The organism is Parapedobacter lycopersici (assembly GCF_040395035.1).
Classification (GTDB): domain Bacteria; phylum Bacteroidota; class Bacteroidia; order Sphingobacteriales; family Sphingobacteriaceae; genus Parapedobacter; species Parapedobacter lycopersici_A.
In genome coordinates this window covers 1-25001 of the sequence record NZ_JBEBRB010000037.1, presented here as the reverse complement: position 1 = coordinate 25001, position 25001 = coordinate 1, and the positions used below count along the sequence as shown (strand labels likewise).

The following is a 25001-nucleotide window of genomic DNA, read 5'->3' as shown; positions in this document are numbered from 1 at the left end:
TATTGGTGGTGTCGTACATTGGTTATGTAACCAAAGAGGTGACCGTAACCGGAACTCAGCCCCTGGAAATCGTACTCGAAAGCGACGATAATGTATTGGGAGAAGTGGTTGTTGCCGCCTTGGGTATCAACCGGGAGCGCCGCACGTTGAACTATTCCAGCGCTGAAGTAAGTGGCTCTGCATTTACGGAAGCCCGTGAAAACAACGTTGCCAGTGCGCTGAGCGGTAAGATTGCCGGTGTGGACGCTTCACAGATTGCTTCCGGACCCGGTGGTTCCAGCCGTGTTGTAATCCGGGGTAATGGCTCCCTGAACAGTAACCAGCAACCGCTGTATGTGGTAAATGGTATTCCGATTAATTCGACTAATAAAGGCGGTGGTACAAACACAACGGGCCTTAATATTGACCGTGGGGACGCGATTTCCAGCATTAACCCCGACGATATCGAATCGATTACCGTATTGAAGAGTGGTGCTGCTGCGGCACTTTATGGCAGCCAGGCGGCAAATGGGGTCATCCTCATTACCACTAAAAAAGGTACGGCACGCCAGGGCATCGGTGTCGAATTCCGTTCGAACACCATGATCGGTACACCGACGGATTACCCGAACTACCAATACCAGTACGGTTCCGGTAACGACGGGGTTAAACCGGCCAGCCAAACGGCAGCACTCAGCGCCGGCCGTCTTTCTTACGGCGCGCCGATGGATGGATCCATGGTGGTTCAGTTCGATGGCGTGGAACGCCCGTACTCACCGGTAAACGTAAAAGACAATATCAAGAGCTTTTACCGCCCGAGCGTTGACGTGACCAACTCGCTGGCATTCAGCGGCGGTTCCGAAGCGATTAACTTCCGTTTGTCGTTGTCTGACCTGCGTTCACAGGCGCAAACACCTAATTCATCTTTCAAGCGGAAAACAGGTAACCTCAGCCTGCAATCCAAATTGGGAAAAAATAATTTCCTGCAATTGGAATCAACCCTGCAATACAACAAGGAGGACCGGGATAACGTAGCGGGTGTAGGTTATGCCGAGCGGAATCCGTCATGGGCAGTTTACCTGTTGGGTAACACCGTTGACATTAACTCATTGGCCCCGGGCTATGATGCGAACGGTAACGAAACACCATGGAACCCGGTTCCAGCAGCACCAAACCCCTGGTTTTTGGTCAACAAAACCGGTAACAGCGACGACCGTCAGCGGTTTATCGGCCAGTTCAGCGCACAGGTTAACTTCATGGATAACCTGTATGCACGGGGTACCATTGCCCGCGACTGGATGTCCATTGATTACATGGACTACATGCCGATCGGTACCGGTTTTACCCCACAGGGTTTGCTGAATACCGAGCAGGAGCAAAGCTCGAAGACCAATTACCTTGGTATCCTGAACTATACTTCTGATTTTTCAGATGATTTCGGATTTACGGCAATGGTGGGTGGTAACATGGAGCGCAACGCGACTACCGTAAGCCGGATTGGCGGCGAACGGTTCATCGTTCCTAATTTCATCAGCTACACCAACCTGTCGATTCTGAACAACCCTTTCCGCAGTGACGTGGAGTGGGGAACGAATTCCGTGTTCGGTAGCTTGGATGTGAATTACAAAAGCTTCCTGAATTTGACCTTTACGGGTCGTCAGGACTGGTTCTCTACGCTGAACAAGGGGAATAACTCGATTTTCTACCCTTCGGTTGGGGCGAGCGTGATTCTTTCGGACATCATCGACATGCCGTGGAACATGAACTTCCTGAAACTGCGGGGTAACTGGGCGCAAGTGGGTAGCTCCAACGTAGACCCGGGTGAGGTAATCCGTACTTACGGTATCCGGACCGGTGGATTTGATGGCATACCCGTACAGGATGCTCCGAGCGAGCTGATCGACCTGACATTGCAGCCGTTGACGGTAACAACCAGTGAAGGTGGTTTTGAGATGCAGTTCTATAACAACCGGTTGGGCATCGACGCAACCTACTACAGCCGGGTAACCACAAATGATATCCTGCGTCCGAATATTTCCGCTACCAGCGGCTTTACTTCCGGGTTTATCAATGCCGGTAAGATTACGAACAAAGGGGTGGAATTGGCCTTGCGCGGAACGCCGATCAGCAAAGAAAACTTCAGCTGGAACGTAAGCTATAACTTCGCTTACAACCTGAGTGAGATCGTTGACCTGGCACCCGGACTTGATTTTGTAACTGTTGGTTCCAGTATCTCCAATGCTGTCCGTATCATCAACGCGGTTGGCCTGCCTTACGGTACCGTACGGGGATGGAAATTGCTGAAAGACGAGCAGGGCCGCCAGGTCTTTAACTCCGCCAGTGGCTATGAGCAACGTGTGGAAGGCGACCTTGGTATCGCTAACCCGCCTTACATGATGGGCTTGCACAACCAGTTCCGCTACAAAGATTTCTCTTTAGGTGTGTTACTGGATGCAAAATTCGGTGCAGTAGCGTTTAACAACCTGTGGACTTATGCAATGCGTTTTGGCTTGACCAAAAACACATTGCCGGGCCGTGATAACCCGAATGGCTTGACGGTGGAAGGTGTTGACGAGAACGGCAATCCGTTTACCAAAACCTGGCCACAGGATCAGCTGGATACCTATTACAACAACTTAGGAGTAATGTATTCGGAACTGCAAACCTTCAATACGGATTTTGTTAAATTGCGGGAATTGGTGTTCAATTACAACATCCCGGTAAGCAAATTGGGAATTGGAGCTATCCAGTCGGCCAGCATCGGTATTGTTGCGCGGAACCTGGCTATTCTGTACCGCGATAAGGCCGTGCGCGAAGCCGGCCTGGATCCGGAGATGCAGCAGACGGTAGGCAATGCTACAGGTACCGCAGGTACCGGCGAGCCCCGTACACGTAACATTGGTTTCAATTTAAGTGTTAGATTCTAATCCCTAAATATAGATAGTGATGAAAATGAAATTAAAGATAAGCGCGATGGTTTTTGCGGTTGCAGGCATGCTGTATGGCTGTAACCCCGATAGCCTTACCGATATGAACGTACCGGAGCATGAAGTGGACAAGGTCGTCCCCGAGTTCATGTTCACCGGAGCCATCCTGGATTTGCCGGAATGGAGCTATGGTATGATGGCTCAGGGCGTGCAGTTTTTCTCTTCTTACAAGGAAGTACCTGCCATTGGCGATAAATATTATAGCTTTAATGGACTGGGAGCGCCGTTTAACTTTTATACGGGTTTTAACCGTAATGGTGTATGGGTGGGTAAACTGAACCGGTTGTACCAGATCCGTAAAGCACTGGAAGCCGAACAGGAAGACGGGGTAGATAATGCAAATAAATTAGCGTTACTCCGTATTTTACGGGTTTACTTTTATCATCAGCTGACGGATGTGGCTGGAGATATCCCTTACTCCGAAGCACAATTGGGCGAGGATGGTAATTTGAAGCCGAAGTACGATACCCAGGAATCCATCTATCGCGACATGTTCAAGGAATTGGACGAGGCCGCTGCGACACTGGATCCGGCGAAACCCACATTTGGCGCCGGCGATCTGTTCTATCAGGGTGATGTAGTAAAATGGAAGAAGTTTGCTTATACGCTGATGCTGCGGTTGGGTATGCGCCTGACCAAGGTAGATCAGGCCCTGGCCCAGGAATGGGTACAGAAAGCAATTGCCGGTGGTGTAATGACGGACGAAAGCGATATTGCTTATATCCAGTACTCCAATACACCGGGTGCCATCAATGTTAAGATTAATTCTTGGATTAACGGCAACTACAATACAGCCGGCGGTGACAATGTGGAGGGTGGTAAGTATGCGGCAACGTTTATTGACTACATGAAAGCAGCGAATGACCCGCGTCTTCCGGTGATGTCAATTGTATGGGAACCTAATGGTGACGGTACGTATACAGCAAATAACGATATCAGCGTGCAACGCGGTATGGTCAGTGGGTCGCTTAATACCCGGCCGGCCGATTTTGATACGTATTCGGAACCTTCCCCGTTGATCCTGAACTTAGCGGCGCCAACGGTTATTCTTGGTCCGTCAGAAGCCTACCTGTTATTGGCTGAAGCCGCTATCCGCGGTTGGTATAATGGCATGTCGGCTGAGGCTGCCTATAACAAAGGAGTTGAGATGGGTATGAAACAATGGTCCTTATGGGCCGACCGGGCACCAAGCTCCGGTAATATTTCTGATGCGCAGATTGCAGCATACCTTACCGCTAACCCGTTCTTAACGGGTGGAACGTTCGAAGAGCAGTTCGGACAGATCAATACGCAGAAATGGGTGTGCCTGTTTGGCGATGATTACGAAAATTATTCGAACTGGCGGAGAACCGGATACCCCGAGCTCATGCCGGTGAACTATCCGGGTAACGTAACGGGCGGCAAAATGTTCCGTCGGATGTATCCGCCAATTGATGAAAACCTGACCAACCGGGAAAATTACCTCGAAGCATTGCAACGTCAGGGATTTGAGGAATTTACGGGCGACGCACTGATTACCCGCGTTTGGTGGGATGTAGCAGAATAACGATTTGTGTTTAAGTGAATAGGCTGTTAGCGTAGGACGACAACACATGTCCTGCCAAATATGGCCGGTTAACTATACCTATGGGTGGATTCACCCATAGGTATTTTTGTTTAATGGGGGCGGCAACCTTCCGTTGCTTTCGTGCCTGACGATAGCCGTTATATCCCGACCTGGGTAGTGGTTTGTTGTTTAACATATTTGTTACGGAATTGATAAGTTGTGCTCGGGAAACATTATTTTTTTTAGTTAATTTGTGCGCGATTTGATGCAGATCGGAATGAGGATATACGTGCTCTCCAAAGAAGCAGATAAACGCCTTATTTGCTACATTTAGCTTGATTTTAACGCATTGACTAATTATTAAATTATATTCTTTTGCTATTTCTAATGAACACGACGAAACAAACTGCGAAAATGCTTTTATGGGTTGCTGCTATCACCAGCGGGACGTTACTTTTATCATTCACCAACATTGGCCACGTACAGGATCGGTGGGTTGCCCCCAAAACAGCTGATGCAATCAAAAATCCTTATGAGGTGGAACCGCTTACCGTGAAACAGGGCGAGGAGATTTATTTGATGTACTGTGCACCTTGTCATGGCGATTACGGGTATGGAAATGGTGCTGCAGGAGGTGCCGCAGGTATATTACCCGCTAATTTTCATGATCCCGTTGTGCAGAAACAGACGGACGGCGCGATTTACTGGAAATTATCTGAGGGGCGGGGCAATATGCCGGGATTCAAAGATGCCTTATCGGAAGAGCAACGGTGGCAACTGGTGGTGTTTATCCGGGATTTACCAAAGAATAACTAATCGTTTACTATCATAACTAATTACTGATCATTATGAAATTATATTTTTATGGGTGTTCGCTCGGTTTAACACTACTGCTTTCGGGTGGTTTGGCAGACAATGCAGCTGCGCAGGGAAGGCAGGCGCCGCCTGTTAATACGCCTGTTGCGTTACGTCCGGACATTACAATTGAACGCGTGATGGATATCGGTCCATTGGGTGTCCGGCTGCTTCGCAACGAGGTAACCGGCGACTTCTGGTACACCACATTTGATGGCAACGTTTTTCGTATTACCAACTTTGATACACCGAAGGCAAAAACGGAACAGGTATTCTCTGCTGAGGATCACGCGATCACGCGGTTACAGGGAGCGGCTTTTTTGGGCAACACCCTGTTTCTTTGCGGCAATATCTCAGTCAATGATGGCAAGGGGACGAAGGGCCGGATGGTACGCTACAACCTGGACGAGGCATCGCCGAAGCTGGTTGAAGTATTTAATACGGTGGAGTACGGCACGAATGCAACAACCTTTGACCATGGTTGGAATGCGCTGGAAATCAGTCCGGACCAAAAATATATTTATGTGAACACCGGTGCAAGAACGGACCACGGGGAAGTTCAGGACAACCGCGGCGCATATCCAAATGCACGTGACAATGCGTTGACAGCGAAAGTATTCCGGTTCCCCGTCGACAGCGAGAATTTATTGTTGGAGGATGACGAAGCGGCATTGAAAGCCAAGGGCTATATTTTTGCCGAAGGGATCCGTAATGCATATGATATGGCATTTGACGGAAAAGGTCATCTATTTGGTGTAGTTAATTCTGGTGATTACGACCATTCGGAGGATATGTTCTGGATCCGGGAGGGTCACCACTATGGATTCCCCTGGATCATGGGGGGCATTGAAAATCCGCAACAGCATCCGGAGTGGGTTCCGGATCCGGACCGCGATCCGCTGATCGGCAAAACTTCACACGCCTGGATCGTGAAATATTTTCACAATGATCCTAATTTCCCTAAAAGACCAGAAGGGGTTACATTTACAGGAGGTGTCTTAAATATCGGTCCTGACGCCAATGAATATCGGGCATATTCCGGACATGTGCTTGACGGTGATACTACCGGCGTAGCAATCAGCACGTTCAATGCGCACAGCTCGCCGCTAGCCTTATTCTTTGATAAAGAAAATGCTTTAAGCGAAGACCTGAAAGGTGATGGCTTTGTTATCCGGTATGCCGGAGGAGGCAGGGCCGGTAGAATGGATCCGCTCCGAGCACAGGGGAAAGACCTGCTGCACCTGAAATTATCCTACAATAAATTGCTTGATAATTATATTGTGCAAACGACCCGCATCGTGGACGGATTCAATTCGCCAACGGATGCGGTGCTGGTTGGTAACGTCGCGTACATCATTGAATATGCTGCGAATACCGATGGCCGGATCTGGAAGATTACATTACCAAAAGATTAATAATAAACCCATTATACATCATTGCGGAGCCGTTAGTTCCGCAATGATGTATGTGAAACCAAATCAATTAACCAGTGAAAACCCCAAGCCTATTTTGTTTATGCCTGGCTGGCGTGTTTGCAGCACAGGCACAGGAAATCGATTCGAAATTACTTCAGTCGCCACGTATTTATACAGCAAAGAAAACAACCGGTACCATCACCATTGACGGGAAAGCCGACGAAGCACAGTGGAGCAAGGCGGATTGGACTGTTGATTTTTCTGACATTACCGATGGTGAAAATAAGCCGGCTGCTTATACAACTCGGGGTAAGTTGCTGTGGGATGACAATTATGTGTACCTTTATGTAGCGTTTGAAGAGCCGCACGTGTGGGCAACCCTGAAGGAACACGATTCGTCCGTTTTTCAGGATAACGCATTGGAGGTGTTTATTGACCCGGACGACGATACACATAATTATGTGGAGTTCCAGATCAATGCATTCACGACTGTTTGGGACCTGATCATGAATCTTCCGTACCGCAATGGCGGCAGGTCATTGTCCGATTGGGACATCAAGGGACTTCAGAAGGCCGTACATGTGAATGGCACGTTGAATGATCCGACAGACGAGGACCGCGGATGGGGTGTGGAACTGGCTTTCCCCATAAAATCGATACTGGGTGGCCGACGGGCAGCGATTAAGCCGGGCGACTACTGGCGCATGAATTTTTCACGGGTGCAACGGGAGACCGAAGTTCAGGATGGGCAATATCAGCGGAAAAGTGATGGCAACGGCAGGCCTTTGGCACCCGAATACTGGGTTTGGTCGCCTGTTGGAGCGGTTAACCTCCATTTTCCGGAACGTATGGGGTATGTATTATTTGCCGAAGATGACGGCAACCCTGTACCACCGACCATTGACCACGAAGAAGAGGGAATGCGGCTTGAGCTTTGGAAATACTATTATGTCCAGCAGGCCTATCAAGGTGAGCATGGTGCTTATGCTGCTGACCTTCGCGCGCTTCGGGACGCGTACCCGAAAGATCAATTGGCTGTTACTGATGCGATCCAGCTATTTGCTACGCCATACCAGTTCTTACTGCGGTATAATTACCCAAATGGCCAATTCATTACGATTGACCATCTGGGGAAAGTAAGTAAAGGAAAAGAAGACTGATAAAAGTTAGTCGACTAAAATAAACATGCGGCGGGATTAAGCCTTATAATCCCGCCGTTTTGCTTTCCATGATGCTGTGCCGTATTCACCTAGACTGACAGCTCCGCCCATCTCCGAATTGCTGGTTACTGTTCCCGTAAACTCGAAATTGAGCCGTACACCTTCCTTGGTGTAAGAACTTCTGAATAGAATATCGCTACCATGCAGTTCACCAAAGAGGTCTCGGTCGCCGAAACTGGCGAAATGGGTTCCCTGTAAGTTACTGTCGCCGTTCTGTTGTTCAAAAACCAGTTTCTGATTAACAACGCTGGCTGAAAAATGCATTTCAAGATCCCATTGCCCCGTGAGATTAACGGATGGAGCCGCGGTGGGTACCGGGTTCGGCGGTGTGGGGTTCTTCAATATTTCGGCTACGCGCTGTGCAACGATTTTCTCATCGCCGTCATTAAACTGCGAAGATCCGATGCTGATATTGGGTTGCATGTTAGGAGGAAAGGGGAGGAAACTGCCTGCACCGCTTACAGCGATGCGCGGTGTACTATTCCAAAGCAGTTGCTCCATATCGTAGCCTGTTAGCGGAATTTGCTGCATATCCCATTCTACCCGAAGGGACGGACTGTGATTGGAACGGCCCCGGGGCATGCGGATATCCGCCTTGACACCGGATATGCCCTTCAAAGGCTGAGCTATATGTTCTAACTTGGCGACCCATTGCTGCATAATGGCTTTGTGGTCCTGTTTTAGCCACATTTCAACGGCGGTGAGCATGCCCAGGATTTCTTCCCTGCCTACTTTAAACCCGCGCCCGAAACCGTGATGTGGTGCCATGGCAATCCGGGCGGCCTGAATGAGGTCTTTACGGCCGAGCAGCAGACCAGCACATTGCGGGCCACGGAGGTATTTGCCGCCGCTGTATGCGACGAGATCGGCTCCTTGGGTAATGTGTGGATTAGGTACTTCAAGTCCCTCTGCTGCGGCGTCTACAAAAATGGGAATATTTAATGGTTTGGTATGTTTTGCAATTTCCCGTATGGACAGCGGCCCTTCTTCCGACCGGGCACCGGCTAACACAAGTACCATGGCTGTGCGAGGACCCAATGCAAGTGCTAGTTCTTCCGGAGTGGATACTTCGACCATTTTTACACCAACGGCTTTGGCACCTGCGTCGTATGCGGTACGTGAATAATTGGTAATAACCACCTCATCTTTCATGCCTGCGAGATTGGGTACCTGCCATAACTTATCCGGATCGCCGCCGGTAACACAGGCGGCGGTAGCCGCGGTTACAGCTGCGGAAGCACCCGCACTGACAAATCCCCATTCGGTACCCGTGAGTTCGCCGAGACGGTCGCCCACCTTATCCATCAGTTCATCAAGTTGTACATAATGTTGCGACGCGGCGTCCATGGCCTCCAACACTTCGGGCCATACCCGGCTGGCTCCGATAATCGTAACGGTCCCACGGGCATTGATCAGTGGTGTCGCACCGATGGATTCATAAATGTTATTGGCTTTATTCCAAGGTGTCAGCGCGGCGTTTCGGTCCGACCGGGTTTTTCCGATTGCGTGCAATACCGATCCTCCCAGGGGTAAAACGGTTAAACTTTTAAGAATTTCTCTACGTTTCATGTTAGTTAGTTGTTTTATAAAAAAGTAGGCAAATGCCTAAATTGGTGGTCTTCAGCTTACATACGTGTGCAAAAAACGTGGTGGTTTCGCTCGTTAAAGGTATAAATATTTTGATAATTGATTGTCTATAATCGCCTTTGTTTTCTCATCACCGGCCGATCGGCCATCAAAATATAGGGGTTGTCTAAAAAGTAGGCAATCATTGTTTTTGCAAAGCGTTTTGACAGTTTACTTTTCCGGACAACCCCATAATACCCTAAATATATCATAGTAAACAACCAAGTTGTCCAAAGGGGTGACAAAACTGTCGCTTTTGCTGCTGCTGGTTTGATTGGAAGTAGCTATATTTGCGGCTTCAAAAAACTATACGTTAACTATGTATGCTAATCTATTAAAAACCTGCTCCAGGGTAGGAAGGTATTTTTTCCCCGCAATACTATTGCTGTCCGTAGTCGGTTGTACGCAAAAAGGGAGTGGTGGGCTCCAAGGCGATCCGGACAATGGCGGGTTGGCGCTTCCGGGCGGCTTTGAAGCAATTGTGGTGGTCGACAGCCTGGAAGGCAGAGCTCGTCACCTAGCCATCAATGACAATGGTGACATTTATGTAAAACTGCGATTTCCGGATTCCATCGGCGGAAATGTAGCGTTGCGGGATACCACGGGCGATGGAAAGGCCGATATTGTGATCCCTTTCGGCGATTATGAAGACAAAGGCAGTTACGGAACAGCCATGCGGATTTACAATGGATACCTGTATTTTAGTTCGATGTTAAATGTATTCCGGTACAAGCTGACTCCGGGAGAACTGCTTCCGCAGGAGGATATGGAGCTGGTTTTACATGATGATCACCCGCATGGTACGCACGAACATATCGCTAAACCGGTTACGTTTGATAACGAAGGTTATATGTATGTTCCCTTCGGCGCACCGTCTAACGGCTGCCAGGTCGAGAACCGTACCCCGAACAGTCCAGGTCAGTATCCCTGTGAAATGCTCGCTGACCACGGTGGTATCTGGCGCTTTGATGCGAACAAGCTTAATCAGACACAGCGGGATGGTGAGTTGTATGCTACCGGACTTCGAAGTGTTGTAGCACAGGACTGGAACCATCAGGAGAATAGCCTGTATGCGTTGCAGCACGGTCGCGACGACCTGCTGCGCCTGTGGGCCAACTATTATAGCCCGTGGCAAAGTGCCATGCTGCCATCGGAGGAATTTTTTAAGGTTGAAAAGGGTGATGATGCGGGATGGCCTTATTTTTATTACGATCAGATGAAAGGGGAGAAAGTAATTAACCCCGAATATTTGGCTCAGCAGGATGAATTGGGCGATGGAAGCCAGTACAAACAGCCGCTCATTGGCTTTCCAGGGCATTGGGCACCAAACGATCTGTTCTTTTATACCGGTGACCAGTTTCCTGAACGATATAAGCAAGGTGCTTTCATTGCTTTCCACGGCTCAACCAATCGTGCACCGTATCCGCAATCGGGTTATTTTGTTGCATTTGTTCCGTTTAAAGACGGCGTCCCATCAGGTGAGTGGGAAGTTTTCGCCGACGGCTTTGCAGGTGTAGACCCCATTGTCAATGTCAGCGACGCTAAACACCGGCCAATGGGACTTGCCATGGGACCGGACGGATCACTGTACGTGAGCGACGACGTGAAAGGAAAAGTATGGCGTATTATCTACACTGGTAATAAGGACGGTTTTGGCGAACAGCAGCTTGCGGAAATGGAAACGCATAAGAAGCTTACGCATATCCGCACGCCGGATGAGGAACAGGATAATCTAGATAAGGGCAAAGAGGTCGCTGGGGCTAAGGTTTATTCGACTTACTGCGGCACCTGCCACCAACGTGACGGCAAAGGTGACGGCAGCCGGTTCCCGCCATTGGATGGATCAGAATGGGTAATTGGCGATAAAAAACGACTGATTGATGTTGTTTTAAATGGCTTGGAGGGCGAAATTAAGGTGAAGGGTGTTTCCTATAATAACCTGATGCCGCAGCATAGCTTTTTAAGCGACGAAGATATCGCGAAAGTAACTACTTACATCAGGCAGAGTTTTGGTAATAATGCCAGTGAAATTACCGCTGAAGAAGTAAAGCAGGTTCGGGCTGAAACCGCACAATAACAATAGCCGAAATAAAAAAGGGTTGGCCGAGCAATATGCTCGGCCAACCCTTTTTTATTTAAATAAATCCGTGACTAGGTAGACAGGGGAGGACCTACCGGGATTTTGATTGAACGACGGTTTTCTGTCGTATATTCCACTTTTTTTGCTGCGAATGTACATTCGAGATACTCACCCATATGTACCCTGCCGGTCATTTGGTCGCCATCGTTTCCGGATAAGGTGCCTGAAAATGAAAATACGAGGCTATCACCGGGTACGCGGTACGCGCTTTGGAATTTCACTTCATTTCCTTCTACCGAGCCCACCATGTCGCGTGTATAGAAGTCGCCTTGGTGTACACCGGTTACCCAGTTATCTTTCTGCTCGATGTAGAAATTGTGAACACTTTCGCTGTTTGCGAATTTGATATTCACTTCCCAGCGGCCGGTAACGTCGTGAGCTGCCGCTACGGGCGCTGTTGACTTCGGCGTTCTTTTCTGTGAAAGCACTTCATACAGCCGATCCGCTACAATTTTATCATTTCCATCCTGCATCTGGAATGCAGTAATTGAAACGCCTGTCAGTCCATTTTCGCCTCTTGAACCACCTACGGCGATTCTTGGCCTTGCACGTACCATCTCGTCAACAATTTCATCACCCGTTACGTGTAATGCCTTAGGGTCCCAGGTAATGGACAATGAAGGACTGTGGTTGGATAAGCGATTGGGTTCGCGTACTTCTGTTTTAATACCCGGAATGGTAGATACCCGTTTGTTGATGGTATCCAGCCAGGAAAGCCATTTTTGCCAAACCGCTTTGTGATCCCGTTGAAGCCATGCTTCTACAGCTGCTACCATACCCATCGTCTCTTCCCGTCCAACTTTATCGTTACGTCCGATGCCGTGGTGTGGCGCACTGGCCTGCCACGCTGCCTGTAAAATGCTCTTTTTGCCCAGTAAAAGTCCTGCGCCCTGCGGACCACACATTACTTTACCGCCACTGTATGCCACCACATCCGCACCTTGTTCCAGGTGTACGTTGGGTACGGTAAGGTCTTCAGCGGCCGCGTCCACTAAAATCGGAACATTATGTGGCTTTGCCATAGCAGCAATCGCGCGTGTAGAAAGGGGGCCTTCCTCGCTTTGACTTCCGGTCATGATGTAGATCATGGCCGTGCGTTCGCTGATTGCATTTTTTAACTCTTCCGCTGTTTCTACCGTAATAATCGTAGCGCCGGTATTGCGGATCGCATGATCGTAATAATTACGCGAATATAGCGGGATAATAACTTCGGTTTTTTCCAGTCCGGCAACATTGGGTAAACGGATTAACTTTTCTGGGTTTCCACCGGTTAAGCAGGCAACCGTTACGTGTTTCATTCCAGCTGCACAGCCAGAGGATACCATGCCCCACTCGGCACCGGTCAGCTTTGCCAAATGCTGTCCCACACCGGCTGCCAGTTCATCGTATTGTACGAAATTGTCAGCAGCAGCATGCACCGCAGCTTTTACCTCAGGCAACTCCACAGATCCACCAATAATTGTAAATGTTCCACGGCAGTTAATAATAGGTTCAACACCTATTGCACGAAACACTTCTGCACTTGCCTCAGCACCAGTTTGATTTGCACTGGCTAAAACACCCAGTACCCCCGTTTTACTATTGCTCGCAATTGTTGCGCCCTGCGCCAGAGCGGAGCCGTAGACTCCGGCAAGGGGTAAGAGGCTTAGCCCCTTAATCGCATCTCTTCGTTTCATCCGATTATTTAATTAGTATAGTAGTTAAAAGATTAGTGTTATTGTTTCGTGGTAAAAAAATCGTAATTAATGGTCCAGTGAAATGTTTCGTCCGGATTAACGCGGACGGAAATGTAGGGTTCCGGACAAATGGTATTTGGGCTCGCCCAAAAGTTGAGTTTAGCTATCGGTTGGTCGCTGGTTACCGTAACGCCCGCTCCGGTAACACTATTCTTGATATCGAAACGGTAATCCGATGGTGCTGTGGTAAAACCGGTAACGCCACCAAAAAAGGAAGATCCTCCTTTGGTAATTTCGCGGTTAAAGACAAACCGATTACCTGCTATGGTAGCGAAATCACCCGCATTCGGTTCTCCGGTAATCGGATAAGGAAATTCAACGGTATATTCGGGCCCGATCTTCCGGTTATCCATTACAAAGAAGTTGTGATTGTATGTTTCGGTTTCCATCGTTCTCTGGCCAAGATTCTTAAGCTCATGGGTAAGCAGGAGCCGCGGTTCATTAGCTGCCAATTGGACTGTTTTTTTATACACGTAGGGATAATCGTTATCCGTTAACCGGTGAATAAATTCGACCCGGTCTTTTTGTGCTTGTACTTCCCATGTTCCGTGGTCAACAATTTCATATTGACGACTAAAAGAATAAGGCTTTTCATCAGGTTTACGTACCCGCCCAACTCCAATTTTTACGAAAGTTTCACCTGGTTTGGCCTCGTCATAACCCAGCGGTTCGAAATACTCCACCGGACCAGTAATAGCATCATGCGCCACTGGATCATGATCACGCCAGGGGCCGAAGTAATTATGCCCTTTATAATTTAAGGTGTTAATGACACCGGCCCAGTCAAACCTCGACCCACGGTAATAGCCATTTTGCTGATCGGGCAGATACAGGCGTGCCTCGATGATGCCATTGGAAATTGTTGTTTCAGGAGGAGATACCTGTACCATTGCAACAGCAACTACGACGAATGCTGCTAACAGCCCGATGCTTAACTTTTTTAACATGGCATTTATATTCCTGTTACCGAGTAGCCGGTTACCAGGTTCGCTTTTCCATTAACTTATCAAGTTCTTCCCGTGTCATTTGGCCTTCCGAAGGGTTTTCTTTCAGCCATTGGAGAAAGGCTTCCTTGATTTCGTCTGTCCATTGGCTATCGATCTGTCCGGTTGTGAAGCGGCCATTACGAATTACCTCAAAGCCAAAGTTGTCGCGCAGGACGATAAACTCCGCGGTCAGTACAACCTCTTCTGCTAAGTGTGCCGGAATGAACAATACCCCTTCACGCTCTGCCAAAACCAGGTCGCCCGGCATCACGATGGCTTTCCCGATACGGGTTGGTGTATTAAGCCCCATCAATACAGATTCTTCCAAGAACGAAGGGTGGAAGTCCCGGACAAAGGCATTAAACCCATCTATTTGCAATAGCCCTTGCAAATCACGTGCACCTCCATTAAAGATAACGCCGTTGCCGGATTTATTAAATATGGAATTACCGAGTGTCTGACCAATTAGTGTACCACCGGCAACTTTTCCGAAGCCGTCAGCAACATACACATCACCTTTTTGCAGCATGTCAATCGGCCAGGCATTAGTGGCGCCGATGTAACCCCGTTCATGTCCGCGTTCAAGGATATTTTTCTCGATATCCGGCCGCTTAGGCATAAACGTTGCCGTTAATGCCCGACCTACAACGGTTACATCGTCATGCACCAGTTTCCAGCCATCTTCGAACTGATTATTATACCCCATGTTACGCAAAATAGTCCATGCATCGTCAAGACCAATGGCTTTGGCGCGTTCCACAATATTGTCCGGAATTTTAGGACGACCATCCTCAAAACGCTCGCCTTTCCATTCTGACGTCAGGAAAACCAATTCTTCTTTGGAAATGGTCTGGGCTGATAGGCCGGTAGGTACGATTAAACAAAATAGGTATGCACAGAGTAAATACGAAAAACGCTTCATTGCTTCTTGTTCTTATAAATTTAATTTAACGATAACAGTTCAAAGTTCAACGGGCTTTTTGCCAGGTGTATGTTTTGTTGGGCCGACGTAGCTAACGGGGCGCCCGGAAATTTCAATTATTTCACCGTAATAGTGGAATTAACCAATTTTACATCAATAATAGGTAAGCAAATTAGTATATAGTTAATTGTAATGCAATTATTACGATATAAAATATACGAATATGATTGCTTAATCCTTTAATTCAACAATCATTTCGATTTCAACGGGAATGCCCGAAGGTAACGACGAGAGCCCCACTGACGAGCGTGCATGCTTGCCGGATTCTCCAAAGACCTCTACCATCAAATCAGAAAAGCCATTGATGACCTGTGAGTGGCGTTCGAAATCAGGTGTTGCATTGACCATCCCCAGTACTTTAACGATACGTTTGACCCTATTCAGGTCGCCAATTTCGCGTTTCAAGGACGAGAGGAGGGAGATGCCAACTAAACGGGCAGCAGCAGTTCCTTCTTCTACCGTCAGATCAGCGCCAAGTTTTCCAATGACCTGCCCTCCTTCGGGTTTGTCGGGGCCATGTCCGGACAAGTAAACATAATTTCCCGACTGGACGGCTTTTAGGTAGTTTGCCGTGGGTGGGTTGCCCTGGATGAGCTTGATGCCCAATTCAGCTAAACGCGCCTCTACATCGGTCGCTCCCTGGCCCTTTACTGTGGCAGCAAATAACAGACAAATCATGGTAAAAGAAATGGAATGAAACAGTTTGATCATGTTGAGTAACTTTAATTTGAGTTCACGGATAAACGCAATTGTCCGCCATGCGATCCCCGATGACTTTGTTGGCATCAGTTGGGCGCATGGCGGACAGCGCAGTTCAATTATCTTCTTACGTAAATGGGATCGGCAATACCATTCAGATCATAAACGATCCGGCCGCCCCGGATGGTCATTTCGCATTCGAATTTACGATCCCCTTCCACTTTGTACCCGGTCTTGTCGTAGAATCCAAAATTACCCTTCCGCATAGTTAAAATGGCGATGTCAGCTTCGGAACCTTCAGAAAGGTTGCCCAGTTCCTGGCGTTTGATAATGGTGGCAGGTTTCCATGTGCTAGCCTCAATCACGTCGGCAAGCGGCATGCCCATATTCAGGAATTTAGACATTACACTGAGTTGGTCTTTCATCGAGCTATTCATGCTTCCGGTATGGAGGTCAGTACTGATGGCATCTGGGTAAAAACCTTCCTTAACGGCTGGAATGGCCTGTGAATAATTAAAACTTGCTCCGCCATAACCGACTTCAAAATTAATTCCCCGTTTGCGGGCTTCCCAAACAAATGGTTTTACTTTACCGGCTGCTTCATCCACGATCGTCTCGCGGACATTGCCTGGCAACAGCGTGTAGGTATGGGCAAAAATATCACCCGGACGCAGACGTTTCAAGAATAATTCTTCAATGGACAATGGTGGTGTTGAACCCCCGAAGTCGATGAGTACGGGTAGATCTGCTTGACGACCGGCTTCAGTTACCCGTTCAATCCCGGTCCAGTCGTGCCCATCATAGTGTGCCAATTTGAATCCAACAATGTAATTGCGGTTTGCACTTGCTGTCTGTGCAGCCAATTTGGGATCCATATCATTGGTGCTCTGCTCGTAAGCTCCGCCCCGCATGCCTTCACCGACAATATTCAGGAAAGACAGGACACGTGTTTGGGCTTGGTCGATGATGTTTTCTTTAAACATCCGGAAAGACTTCCAGCCCGCGCCGCCGGCATCAACAATCGTGGTTACGCCTACACGGAACGTAAAGCCGTCAGGCACGACTGCCACACTGCCGTTACTGAGGTAATTTGACCGATCGGTACCGTAGAATACGTGACCGTGGATATCGATAAGTCCGGGAGTTATGTACATGCCATCGGCGTGGACAACCTGTTTGGCGCCGGTAGCGGAAATGTCTTTTGCAACCCGTGCAATCTTTCCGTCGAGTACTGCTACATCCATTGGACCATCAATGCCGTTTTTCGGATCGATCACATGGCCTCCCTTGATCACCAGGTCATACGACTGTTGCGCGAAACCGGTAGTGGCTGCAAATAGTAAGAGGCAAAAAGTTAAAATACGCATTATAAATTTCATGTAAAGTTATACGATAAAACGAGGGCCTTCAAAATGACGTGATCTTTTCGGACTCCCTCGTTTACTAAGAAAATTGTGTTCAATAGTTTGAAAATTAGGCTCGCCTATAATTGCTGTCATGTAAGCCTTAAACGGCTGCGGAAAACTCCTCTTGAAGCCTGTTGGCCACAATTTCGGCTTCCCCGGGTTCCAACATAAAAACCGTGAGGTTTACACCGTCACCATTCCGCATTACTTCAATTGACGGGCTGCCATTGCGAAGTTTTTCCGACAAGTCTTTGTTGGTTATTTTTACCCGATTATCCCATGTGATGGTCAGTGTGGGAGTGTGGTTGGCTATTGGTGGAACGGTAACCTGTGTGCTTACTCCTGCTACCCGTTTTACAGCGCTTTCGATGGTTGCTACCCGCTTTTCCCATTCTTTCCATTCTGCTTCATGATCGGTATTGACATATTTTTCCAGGGCTACATACATGCCCAGAATTTCTTCTTTGTTGACTTTCATACCCCGGCCGATGTTTCCGCCACGGGGGGGCGCATTCAGCCTTGCAGCAGCGATGAGTTCTTTGCGTCCCATCAAAATACCTGCACTTTGTGGGCCTTTGAGCGCTTTTCCTCCTGATACGCATACCAAGTCAAACCCGAGATCGTTATACTTCCATAGATTTTCAACAGGAGGTACGTCGGCAGCCATATCTATCATTGCCGGAATGTTGTGTTTCTTACATAACGCAAGCCACTCTTCATGACGAATTGAACCATCATTTGACGCGGCATTAAGAAACCAGGTCATTGCCGTACGCTCATTTACTGCGGCTTCAAATTCTGCAGCGGTTTCAACAGCGACGATATTAATACCGGTATTTGTCAGTGCATGCACGTAGCCGCTATTATGGGCTTTTTGTACAATGACTTCGGATTTAAGACCGGTTACATTTGGTAGTTGTGCTACTTTTTTTAAATCCGTGCCGGTTAAAACACCTGCGGTTCCCAGTACGAGCGCTGACCAGCAGCCCGCAGTAACCATCGCCGCCTCCGCGTGACATAATTTAGCAATCCTTTCGCCCACCTTATCCTGGACCTCATCAAGCATGACAAATTTCCGTGAACTGGTCTGGATGGCCTGAATTACTTCCGGCTGCATTAAAGATGCGGTCATTGCTGTATACGTGCCCGCAGCATTGATGAACGAACGTATACCGAGCTCTTCCACCAGACCGCGAACCCGAGCTGCTGCAATTGCTTCGGGTGCTGCAGCTTTCGCCGTTGTAGCCACAATACCGCCAGCCAACGGAGTCACTGATAAATACTTGAGTGCTTCTCTCCTTTTCATATTTTGAAAGTTAGAATTAATTAGATAGTTAGAACTTTTTGAATAACCAAAGTTACTATTTTTTGAAAACTTTCCTAATATAAAGACGGGGTTATCAGCGGGTTTTTAACGTTACCGGTTCTGGGTGTCGGATGACTTGTGGAAAGGCTACAGAGCAGGCGGACAAAAAAGTAACCGACAAGGGCTTCGGTTCGTCGTCCCCGACCAGCCGCTCACTATTTTGAAATTTTTCAAACAATAAATTACGTGGATTGTCAACATCATGAACGTTCGGCGGACGCCCCGTTGGCCAGTTGAAAATTTTATCAAAAAGAAGATAATCATGGAAGACTTAAAAAAAACTGCTGAGGTGTTGAATGATCTTATTAAAATCAACAACGATCGCATAGAGGGATATCAGCGGGCAATAACAGAATTGCCGGAAATCAACGCCGACCTGAAAGGCCTATTCACCCGTTTTGTTGAACAGAGCGAGGGGTTGAAAGCGGAACTACAGCAGCACATCAGCGCGTGGGATGGTAAGGTAGATACGCAGACTACCGTGTCGGGCAAAATTTACCGTGCCTGGATGGATATCAAAGCAGCATTGGCCTCCGACGACCGTAAGGCTATCTTAGAAAGTTGCGAATATGGAGAGGACGCTGCACAAAAAGCATATCGGCAGGCCGAACAGGAAGAAGGGATTTCGCCGGCCGCCCGTGCCTTAATTACGAACCAAAAAATACAACTACTTGCTTCACACGATCAGGTAAAGGAATTACGTGACCGGGAACGGGAAGAAGCATAGTGTGAATACGCCCCGATTACTTAAGTTATTTATTATGGTGATGCGGGCAGCGCTAGCAAGGGGTTAAAAGTAACCCGGGGATTTAATCACGCTACCATATAATATCATATCTGCCATATCATGGAAAACCTGAAAAAAGTTGCCGAATGTCTATATGACTTGATAGACTTTCATAAAGAGCGGATCAATGGCTACAGGAAAGCATTGAATATGCTTGGGAACGGAGAGCAATGCCTCGAAACTTTGTTCACTGCATTCATCAAACAAAGTGAAAACATGAAAGTGGAATTAGATAATATGGCCACTCGTTGTGGTATAGCCATGCAGTTGCATTCTGAACAAGTGGGACTGGCTTGGTCAGTAGTGAAAGCCGTGTTCGATAGCCGTATGCCCACATATTCGCTTGACCGTTGTAAATCTGGTGAAAATGCGCTACTAATCGCTTATCACGGCGTGGAAGGGAGCGAAGGATTAGACGTAGAACTGCGGGAACTGGTAAAAAGACAAAAGCGGGAAATTATTGCGGCACGTGATTGGATCGCCCATTTTGAAAACTTCCTCCTGGAGTCGGCCAAACAGAATCAACCGTTGGCCGCTGTTTCTTAGTATTAAAAGGAAGAGATTTATAACCGACTTCGAACTTAACGCGGACAACCATGGCACATTCGCCGACAACTCCGTCGCTGCTTAACGACCTCATTGAGGTGAACGGATGGCGTATTTTGAGTTATCAAACGGTATTAGCGGCGTCCCGATTACACTCACCTGCGGAACAGGACGTTTTTGAGGAAATTATTTTCCAGGGGCAGCATCTTCAGCATGAACTGGAGACTGAACTGGTTTCGCTGACCCGGGATCTGCCACACCGGGGAAATCCAGACGGCCCGGTGCTGAAAGTTTGGAGTGCGGTAACATCGTTTCTTACGGGCAGGAAGGCTATGACCATCGGAGAACTGTTCGACCGGGGAGAGCGTGCGTTGTTGAAAATATATCGGTACGCGGAGAAACAATTGGACAGTCCTAACAGTAAAAGCACTAAAAAGCTAATTGCCAAGCAAAAAGAGGAATTGAAAGCTTTTTATAAACGATACAGGTCCTTATACCTTCATCAGCCAGTGTAGTCTGTAGCCGGTTAAGTAATAACCTATCAAACTCAATCATTCAAATAACTGATTGATTTCCATTTGGATATGAGGGTGCCGGCTGCGTTAACTCATGGTAGATATAAAGCTGCCTCCATTCCTGTTTCGCCTGCGAATTTCACGCGAATCCAAACAGGAAGAGGACGACATGCGACAAAGGCACGCAACGAAGGGATAATGCAAATACGGGCTACCTACATGGTATCCGTTTCCATGTCAGTTGTATCCAATGGATATACGCTATCGCGGGGCATGGTCTGCTGGTCATAGTCCGCTGTATCCATTTGATTACCATCGTTGTTTTTTCCGGTTCCGCAGGCTGCAGCTAGGATGCTAAAACCCACAATGAATAAACTTACTTTTCCTAAATTCATAACGATATGTATTTGTGTATCATTATTCCTGAGAAAAACGAACCAAAAACGTTGCAGATAGCGGATTAATGTTTTTTTAGGCAATTAATATGCTTAATGGACGTTTGTCATTTTACGAACACGGCACGTCGGACTTACCGATGTGCAACATATCATACGAAAAATATAAGATCGTATACAATTAATTCAGTTAACTGTACAGCGAAGGCGGAAGCACATTTATTAGGAAATTGTTGAGGATATTATTATAAATTTGTATTTATCATAACTTCCCGAATTTCGAAAGGGCTGTGCCAATTAGGAGCGACCGATTATATGAAAGATTTGTTTCCACGGGTCACTAACCGGGTATTCAAGGAAATGTTTTTGGCCTCGCCTCTGGCTGGCTATATCTGTGATAAAGCAGGTGTCTTATTGGCTTATAATGATGCGGCGGTAGCATTGTGGGGGCGTAAACCTGAAATTGGCTTGGAAAAATGGAGCGGTGCGTCGGCCAGTTATTATGCCGATGGCAGGCCAATGTCATTGGACGCTTTCCCTGTGGCCATGCAGCCCGAAGCTGGCGTAACCAGTTATAACGAGGTAATTATCGAGCGACCAAATGGCGTACGGCGGAACGTGTTAGTTTATTCTCAGGCTTTGCTGGATGAAAAAGGCGAAGCAATCGGCTCGCATAATACGCTCGTTGACATCACGGCATATAAACAGCAGGACAGCAAACAGGCATTGCTGTCCGCAATTGTCGAGTCTTCTGACGATGCCATTGTAAGTAAGGATCTTAACGGTAACATTATGAGTTGGAATGCGGGAGCGCAGCGCATATTTGGTTATCATGAGACTGAAATTATTGGCAAGTCCATTAACACACTTATACCATCCCGTCTGTATTGGGAAGAAGAACACATCATCCAACAAGTGAAGGCTGGAAAAAATGTCGACCATTATCAGACCGTCCGTCTCACGAAGTCAGGACATGAAATTCCAATATCATTGACAATATCGCCTATGCGCAATGGTGCAGGGCAGATTATCGGGGCTTCCAAGATTGCAAGAGAAATTTCAGAACAGATTCGAAACGAACAGCTGATGAAATTGAATGCGCGGAAATTGGAAACACTGTATTCCATCGGCAAGGTGATTTCGGAAAAATTGGATGTGAAATTTATCATTCAAACCGTTATCGAAGCAACTATCCGTGCATCTATTGCCGATATTGGCATTTGCTGTTATTGGATGACGGAAAATGATGGTCGTGTGACACATTCCGTGGCGATAGGAGGGACGGCATGCAATGGAAATGTGCTTGAAAATCCATACAGACTGCAGGAGTTATTACAGGGTGTTTTTGCTGATCGGAAAATTGTTCGATTTGATCCGCTTTCAACGAACAAGGATATATGTTCCGTGTTTAACGAGTTGACCAAAAATGGTTTACCTACCATCAATCACTGCCTATCTGCGCCGATTTACTCAGCTGACGGCGAACTCACCGGGGTAATCTTATTGGGGTATATAGAGCGTGAAATATACGAGGGGGCTGATGATGAACTGATCTATAATATTGCATCCCAAGTGGCGGTGGCACTTGAAAACGCGAAGTTGTTTGAAGAGGTTAATGCGTTGAGTCTCAAAAAAAATGAATTTATTGCCTTAGCCAGTCACGAGCTTAAGACACCTTTAACAACCATAAAGGGATATCTTCAGATATTGGAACGGTATGAAATTAATCAAATCGGCCAGCGATTTCTCGGTAAAGCGTTGAAGCAGGTTGACCGGATCGAAGCATTGATTGCAGAGTTACTCGATATCTCTAGGATAGAAGCGGGCAGACTCGATCTTTATTATGAAACGTTTGATATTAGTGAGCTGATACTCGATGCTGTCGAAACCTTTCGCTTCAGCAGCACGACCCATCAAATTATCATTAATGACAACCAGCATATCATGGTTCATGCAGACAAGCAACGCATTGAACAGGTATTGATTAACCTACTAAGCAACGCCATCAAATATTCACCTGAATCGGACAAAGTATACGTTACCGTTGAAACGTCGGATACTGCTGTGACCGTAAAGGTGACCGACGAAGGTATGGGTATGAGTTTAGCGCAACGTGGGAAAATATTCACGCGTTTTTTCCGGATTGAGGGTACGTCCAAAATGCCCGGATTGGGACTTGGGTTATACCTGAGTAAGGAAATCATCAATCGGCATAATGGTCATATTGATGTCGAAAGCGAGCTTGGCAAAGGTGCGACTTTTTATTTCTCAATACCTTATACACAGCAGGATAGTGATGCCATAAAGACACTTTTCGATTAAAAACCAATGCTCATGCACCTGTAATGATTACAGTATTATATAACATTTAAACTTCGCGTGGTTTATTCCGTCAAAACTACAGCTGAGTAAAAGCTGTACGGTGAAAAAGATAATCCATGTCATTGAGGATGATAAGGCAGTTGGTGACCTTGTCGCCTTTCTATTGAAGGAAGAGGAATATGATGTCAGTATCTATATGAACACGAAGGTCTATAAACAGCAGCTGTTCAGCGCACTGCCTCATTTACTCATCGTTGATGTGAAGCTTTTCTGCGACGATAGCCTGGAAATTTGCCGAACCTGGAAGCGGAACAAGGTGACCCGAGGTATTCCCATCTTGGTTATCTCGGCTTACGAGGGTACCCGGACCGATGAGCGGATTGTATTGGCTGACTACTTTATGGGCAAACCATTTAATATAACTGAATTTCTGAACCGGGTGGCTTTACTCCTCAGCTAATTACGGATCAAAGTCAACTTCGCGGAATCCCCTTCTGCATCTTTAAAATGATTGAAAGATGCAAAAAGGGGGCAAATATGTTGCTAGTAAATTACACTATGGTACGACATTCGCTTGTTCCATGGCGATATCGGTTAGTTTGCTGTCTGTTTCCTTTTCTTCGTTGAGTGTTGCATTCAGTATTTCTTTGGCCTTTTGATGTTCCATTAATTTGGCATAAGTAACCAAGCACCCATAACTGGCTATTTCATGATGCTCGATTTTTTGGGCGGCGGCAATAAGCGCAGCGTCAAGTACCTCCGTGTTTTCAAAATTCTCCATGATTTCTTCAGCTTCTTTTAACAGGCTTTTCATTGCTTCGCACGTTTTTGCTCGTGGTGACATATCGATGGATCGAAATACCTGTTTCAGTCGCTCCACATGTTCTTCTGTTTGGGTGTGGTGTTCATCAAATGCCGCTTTAAGCGTTTCGCGGTCCGCTTTCGTCGCCATTTTTTTAACCCCTTAAGTAATTGCTTTTCTGCACTTAATACATCTCTTAATTCGTCAACAAACAGTTCGTGAAGATGCGCATTCGGCATGCTGCCATTTTTCATTGTATTTGCAATGATATTAAATTGTTTGATTCGTATTTGCCTGTTCACTTTTTACGCCTCGCTGTGGCGCCGGACAAAGCGAGGTGACATATATCGGATGGTGGATTGTTAAGTGGTTGCTTAGTTTTTTAGGTGGGTGGTTGTGTGCGAAGATAATGCAATTTCCAATTTTTGGTTGTCCATTAAATCAATAGTTTGTCCAGTTTAATGGTCTGGTCTGTTAGCTTCACTGAACTTTCTTTCTATCGCCTTCTACTTCATAGCGATCTCGATCATTGCCGTTGACGGGTGATATGTAGTGACAACGGGACAGTTTAATTTTTTAAATCAAATTTTACCAGGATGTGTTATTTTAAGTATGGTAGCTATACACATAAGGGGAAAGTGTGAGAAAGACTAGGTTAAATGGTGAGATAATGAAGAAGGCATGAAAAGAC

The 25001-nt window shown here is 47.1% G+C and carries 19 protein-coding genes and 1 pseudogene; 11 read left to right on the top strand and 9 right to left on the bottom strand.

Annotated features, from left to right (window positions below; genetic code table 11):
- The 5 genes from ABWO75_RS08940 to ABWO75_RS08920 form a co-directional block, all read left to right on the top strand.
- The coding region (locus tag ABWO75_RS08940) for a SusC/RagA family TonB-linked outer membrane protein (RefSeq protein WP_353184700.1) at positions 1-2906 on the top strand (2906 nt) is incomplete at its 5' end.
- Positions 2907-2931: 25 nt separating this feature from the next.
- Positions 2932-4512: a SusD/RagB family nutrient-binding outer membrane lipoprotein gene (locus ABWO75_RS08935; protein WP_353184698.1), complete on the top strand. Its 1581-nt coding sequence runs from the start codon at positions 2932-2934 to the stop codon at positions 4510-4512.
- A 387-nt stretch (positions 4513-4899) separates the two neighbouring features.
- The gene (locus ABWO75_RS08930; protein WP_353184696.1) at positions 4900-5328 is read left to right on the top strand and encodes a c-type cytochrome; all 429 of its coding nucleotides are present in this window, start codon (positions 4900-4902) and stop codon (positions 5326-5328) included.
- A 32-nt stretch (positions 5329-5360) separates the two neighbouring features.
- Entirely contained in the window at positions 5361-6782 is a 1422-nt protein-coding gene (locus ABWO75_RS08925; protein WP_353184694.1) for a PQQ-dependent sugar dehydrogenase, read from the top strand.
- Positions 6783-6856: 74 nt separating this feature from the next.
- A complete protein-coding gene (locus ABWO75_RS08920) occupies positions 6857-7942 on the top strand; it encodes a carbohydrate-binding family 9-like protein (RefSeq protein ID WP_353184692.1) in 1086 nt (361 codons plus the stop codon).
- Positions 7943-7978: 36 nt separating this feature from the next.
- Here ABWO75_RS08920 and ABWO75_RS08915 read toward each other — a convergent pair whose 3' ends face one another.
- A complete protein-coding gene (locus ABWO75_RS08915; RefSeq protein WP_353184690.1) occupies positions 7979-9571 on the bottom strand; it encodes a PLP-dependent transferase in 1593 nt (530 codons plus the stop codon).
- Between the two features lie 376 nt (positions 9572-9947).
- Between ABWO75_RS08915 and ABWO75_RS08910 the strand changes: the two genes are divergently transcribed.
- Positions 9948-11705, top strand: a complete 1758-nt coding sequence (locus ABWO75_RS08910) for a PQQ-dependent sugar dehydrogenase (RefSeq protein ID WP_353184688.1) — start codon at positions 9948-9950, stop codon at positions 11703-11705.
- Positions 11706-11779: 74 nt separating this feature from the next.
- On the opposite strand, the gene ABWO75_RS08905 is transcribed toward ABWO75_RS08910, so the two are convergent.
- From ABWO75_RS08905 to ABWO75_RS08880, 6 genes are all read right to left on the bottom strand, one after another.
- Complete coding sequence (locus ABWO75_RS08905; protein ID WP_353184686.1) at positions 11780-13444, bottom strand: aminotransferase class V-fold PLP-dependent enzyme; 1665 nt, start codon at positions 13442-13444, stop codon at positions 11780-11782.
- A 38-nt stretch (positions 13445-13482) separates the two neighbouring features.
- Positions 13483-14451, bottom strand: coding sequence for an aldose epimerase family protein (locus ABWO75_RS08900; protein ID WP_353184684.1), 969 nt, complete (start codon positions 14449-14451; stop codon positions 13483-13485).
- Positions 14452-14482: 31 nt separating this feature from the next.
- Positions 14483-15412: an RraA family protein gene (locus ABWO75_RS08895; protein ID WP_353184683.1), complete on the bottom strand. Its 930-nt coding sequence runs from the start codon at positions 15410-15412 to the stop codon at positions 14483-14485.
- Between the two features lie 231 nt (positions 15413-15643).
- Entirely contained in the window at positions 15644-16183 is a 540-nt protein-coding gene (locus tag ABWO75_RS08890; RefSeq protein WP_353184681.1) for a RidA family protein, read from the bottom strand.
- A gap of 107 nt (positions 16184-16290) precedes the next feature.
- Positions 16291-17538: an amidohydrolase/deacetylase family metallohydrolase gene (locus ABWO75_RS08885; protein WP_353184679.1), complete on the bottom strand. Its 1248-nt coding sequence runs from the start codon at positions 17536-17538 to the stop codon at positions 16291-16293.
- Positions 17539-17677: 139 nt separating this feature from the next.
- Positions 17678-18883: a selenocysteine synthase gene (locus ABWO75_RS08880; protein ID WP_353184677.1), complete on the bottom strand. Its 1206-nt coding sequence runs from the start codon at positions 18881-18883 to the stop codon at positions 17678-17680.
- Between the two features lie 322 nt (positions 18884-19205).
- Between ABWO75_RS08880 and ABWO75_RS08875 the strand changes: the two genes are divergently transcribed.
- The 3 genes from ABWO75_RS08875 to ABWO75_RS08865 all read left to right on the top strand — a co-directional run bounded on the left by ABWO75_RS08875 (position 19206) and on the right by ABWO75_RS08865 (position 20791).
- On the top strand, positions 19206-19670 hold the full coding sequence (locus ABWO75_RS08875) for a PA2169 family four-helix-bundle protein (RefSeq protein ID WP_353184675.1): 465 nt from the start codon (positions 19206-19208) through the stop codon (positions 19668-19670).
- 120 nt (positions 19671-19790) lie between these two features.
- Positions 19791-20276 carry a hypothetical protein gene (locus ABWO75_RS08870; RefSeq protein ID WP_353184673.1) on the top strand — a complete coding sequence of 162 codons (486 nt, stop codon included), beginning with the start codon at positions 19791-19793 and terminating at the stop codon, positions 20274-20276.
- A 50-nt stretch (positions 20277-20326) separates the two neighbouring features.
- The gene (locus ABWO75_RS08865; RefSeq protein ID WP_353184671.1) at positions 20327-20791 is read left to right on the top strand and encodes a ferritin family protein; all 465 of its coding nucleotides are present in this window, start codon (positions 20327-20329) and stop codon (positions 20789-20791) included.
- Between the two features lie 215 nt (positions 20792-21006).
- On the opposite strand, the gene ABWO75_RS08860 is transcribed toward ABWO75_RS08865, so the two are convergent.
- Positions 21007-21186, bottom strand: a complete 180-nt coding sequence (locus ABWO75_RS08860; protein ID WP_353184669.1) for a hypothetical protein — start codon at positions 21184-21186, stop codon at positions 21007-21009.
- A gap of 315 nt (positions 21187-21501) precedes the next feature.
- On the opposite strand from ABWO75_RS08860, the gene ABWO75_RS08855 reads away from it, so the two are divergent.
- Positions 21502-23508: a sensor histidine kinase gene (locus ABWO75_RS08855; protein ID WP_353184667.1), complete on the top strand. Its 2007-nt coding sequence runs from the start codon at positions 21502-21504 to the stop codon at positions 23506-23508.
- A gap of 100 nt (positions 23509-23608) precedes the next feature.
- Positions 23609-23968 carry a response regulator gene (locus ABWO75_RS08850; protein WP_353184665.1) on the top strand — a complete coding sequence of 120 codons (360 nt, stop codon included), beginning with the start codon at positions 23609-23611 and terminating at the stop codon, positions 23966-23968.
- Positions 23969-24064: 96 nt separating this feature from the next.
- Here ABWO75_RS08850 and ABWO75_RS08845 read toward each other — a convergent pair.
- Positions 24065-24549 (bottom strand): annotated as a pseudogene (locus ABWO75_RS08845) (ferritin-like domain-containing protein).
- Between the last annotated feature and the right edge of the window lie 452 nt (positions 24550-25001).

What these genes read in the sequence shown, in the direction of transcription:
- ABWO75_RS08935 (WP_353184698.1), top strand. Translation starts at nt 2,932, where the DNA reads ATGAAATTAAAGATAAGCGCGATGGTTTTTGCGGTTGCAGGCATGCTG.
- ABWO75_RS08930 (WP_353184696.1), top strand. Translation starts at nt 4,900, where the DNA reads ATGAACACGACGAAACAAACTGCGAAAATGCTTTTATGGGTTGCTGCT.
- ABWO75_RS08925 (WP_353184694.1), top strand. Translation starts at nt 5,361, where the DNA reads ATGAAATTATATTTTTATGGGTGTTCGCTCGGTTTAACACTACTGCTT.
- ABWO75_RS08915 (WP_353184690.1), bottom strand. Translation starts at nt 9,571, where the DNA reads ATGAAACGTAGAGAAATTCTTAAAAGTTTAACCGTTTTACCCCTGGGA.
- ABWO75_RS08910 (WP_353184688.1), top strand. Translation starts at nt 9,948, where the DNA reads ATGTATGCTAATCTATTAAAAACCTGCTCCAGGGTAGGAAGGTATTTT.
- ABWO75_RS08905 (WP_353184686.1), bottom strand. Translation starts at nt 13,444, where the DNA reads ATGAAACGAAGAGATGCGATTAAGGGGCTAAGCCTCTTACCCCTTGCC.
- ABWO75_RS08900 (WP_353184684.1), bottom strand. Translation starts at nt 14,451, where the DNA reads ATGTTAAAAAAGTTAAGCATCGGGCTGTTAGCAGCATTCGTCGTAGTT.
- ABWO75_RS08895 (WP_353184683.1), bottom strand. Translation starts at nt 15,412, where the DNA reads ATGAAGCGTTTTTCGTATTTACTCTGTGCATACCTATTTTGTTTAATC.
- ABWO75_RS08890 (WP_353184681.1), bottom strand. Translation starts at nt 16,183, where the DNA reads ATGATCAAACTGTTTCATTCCATTTCTTTTACCATGATTTGTCTGTTA.
- ABWO75_RS08885 (WP_353184679.1), bottom strand. Translation starts at nt 17,538, where the DNA reads ATGCGTATTTTAACTTTTTGCCTCTTACTATTTGCAGCCACTACCGGT.
- ABWO75_RS08880 (WP_353184677.1), bottom strand. Translation starts at nt 18,883, where the DNA reads ATGAAAAGGAGAGAAGCACTCAAGTATTTATCAGTGACTCCGTTGGCT.
- ABWO75_RS08875 (WP_353184675.1), top strand. Translation starts at nt 19,206, where the DNA reads ATGGAAGACTTAAAAAAAACTGCTGAGGTGTTGAATGATCTTATTAAA.
- ABWO75_RS08870 (WP_353184673.1), top strand. Translation starts at nt 19,791, where the DNA reads ATGGAAAACCTGAAAAAAGTTGCCGAATGTCTATATGACTTGATAGAC.
- ABWO75_RS08865 (WP_353184671.1), top strand. Translation starts at nt 20,327, where the DNA reads ATGGCACATTCGCCGACAACTCCGTCGCTGCTTAACGACCTCATTGAG.
- ABWO75_RS08860 (WP_353184669.1), bottom strand. Translation starts at nt 21,186, where the DNA reads ATGAATTTAGGAAAAGTAAGTTTATTCATTGTGGGTTTTAGCATCCTA.
- ABWO75_RS08855 (WP_353184667.1), top strand. Translation starts at nt 21,502, where the DNA reads ATGAAAGATTTGTTTCCACGGGTCACTAACCGGGTATTCAAGGAAATG.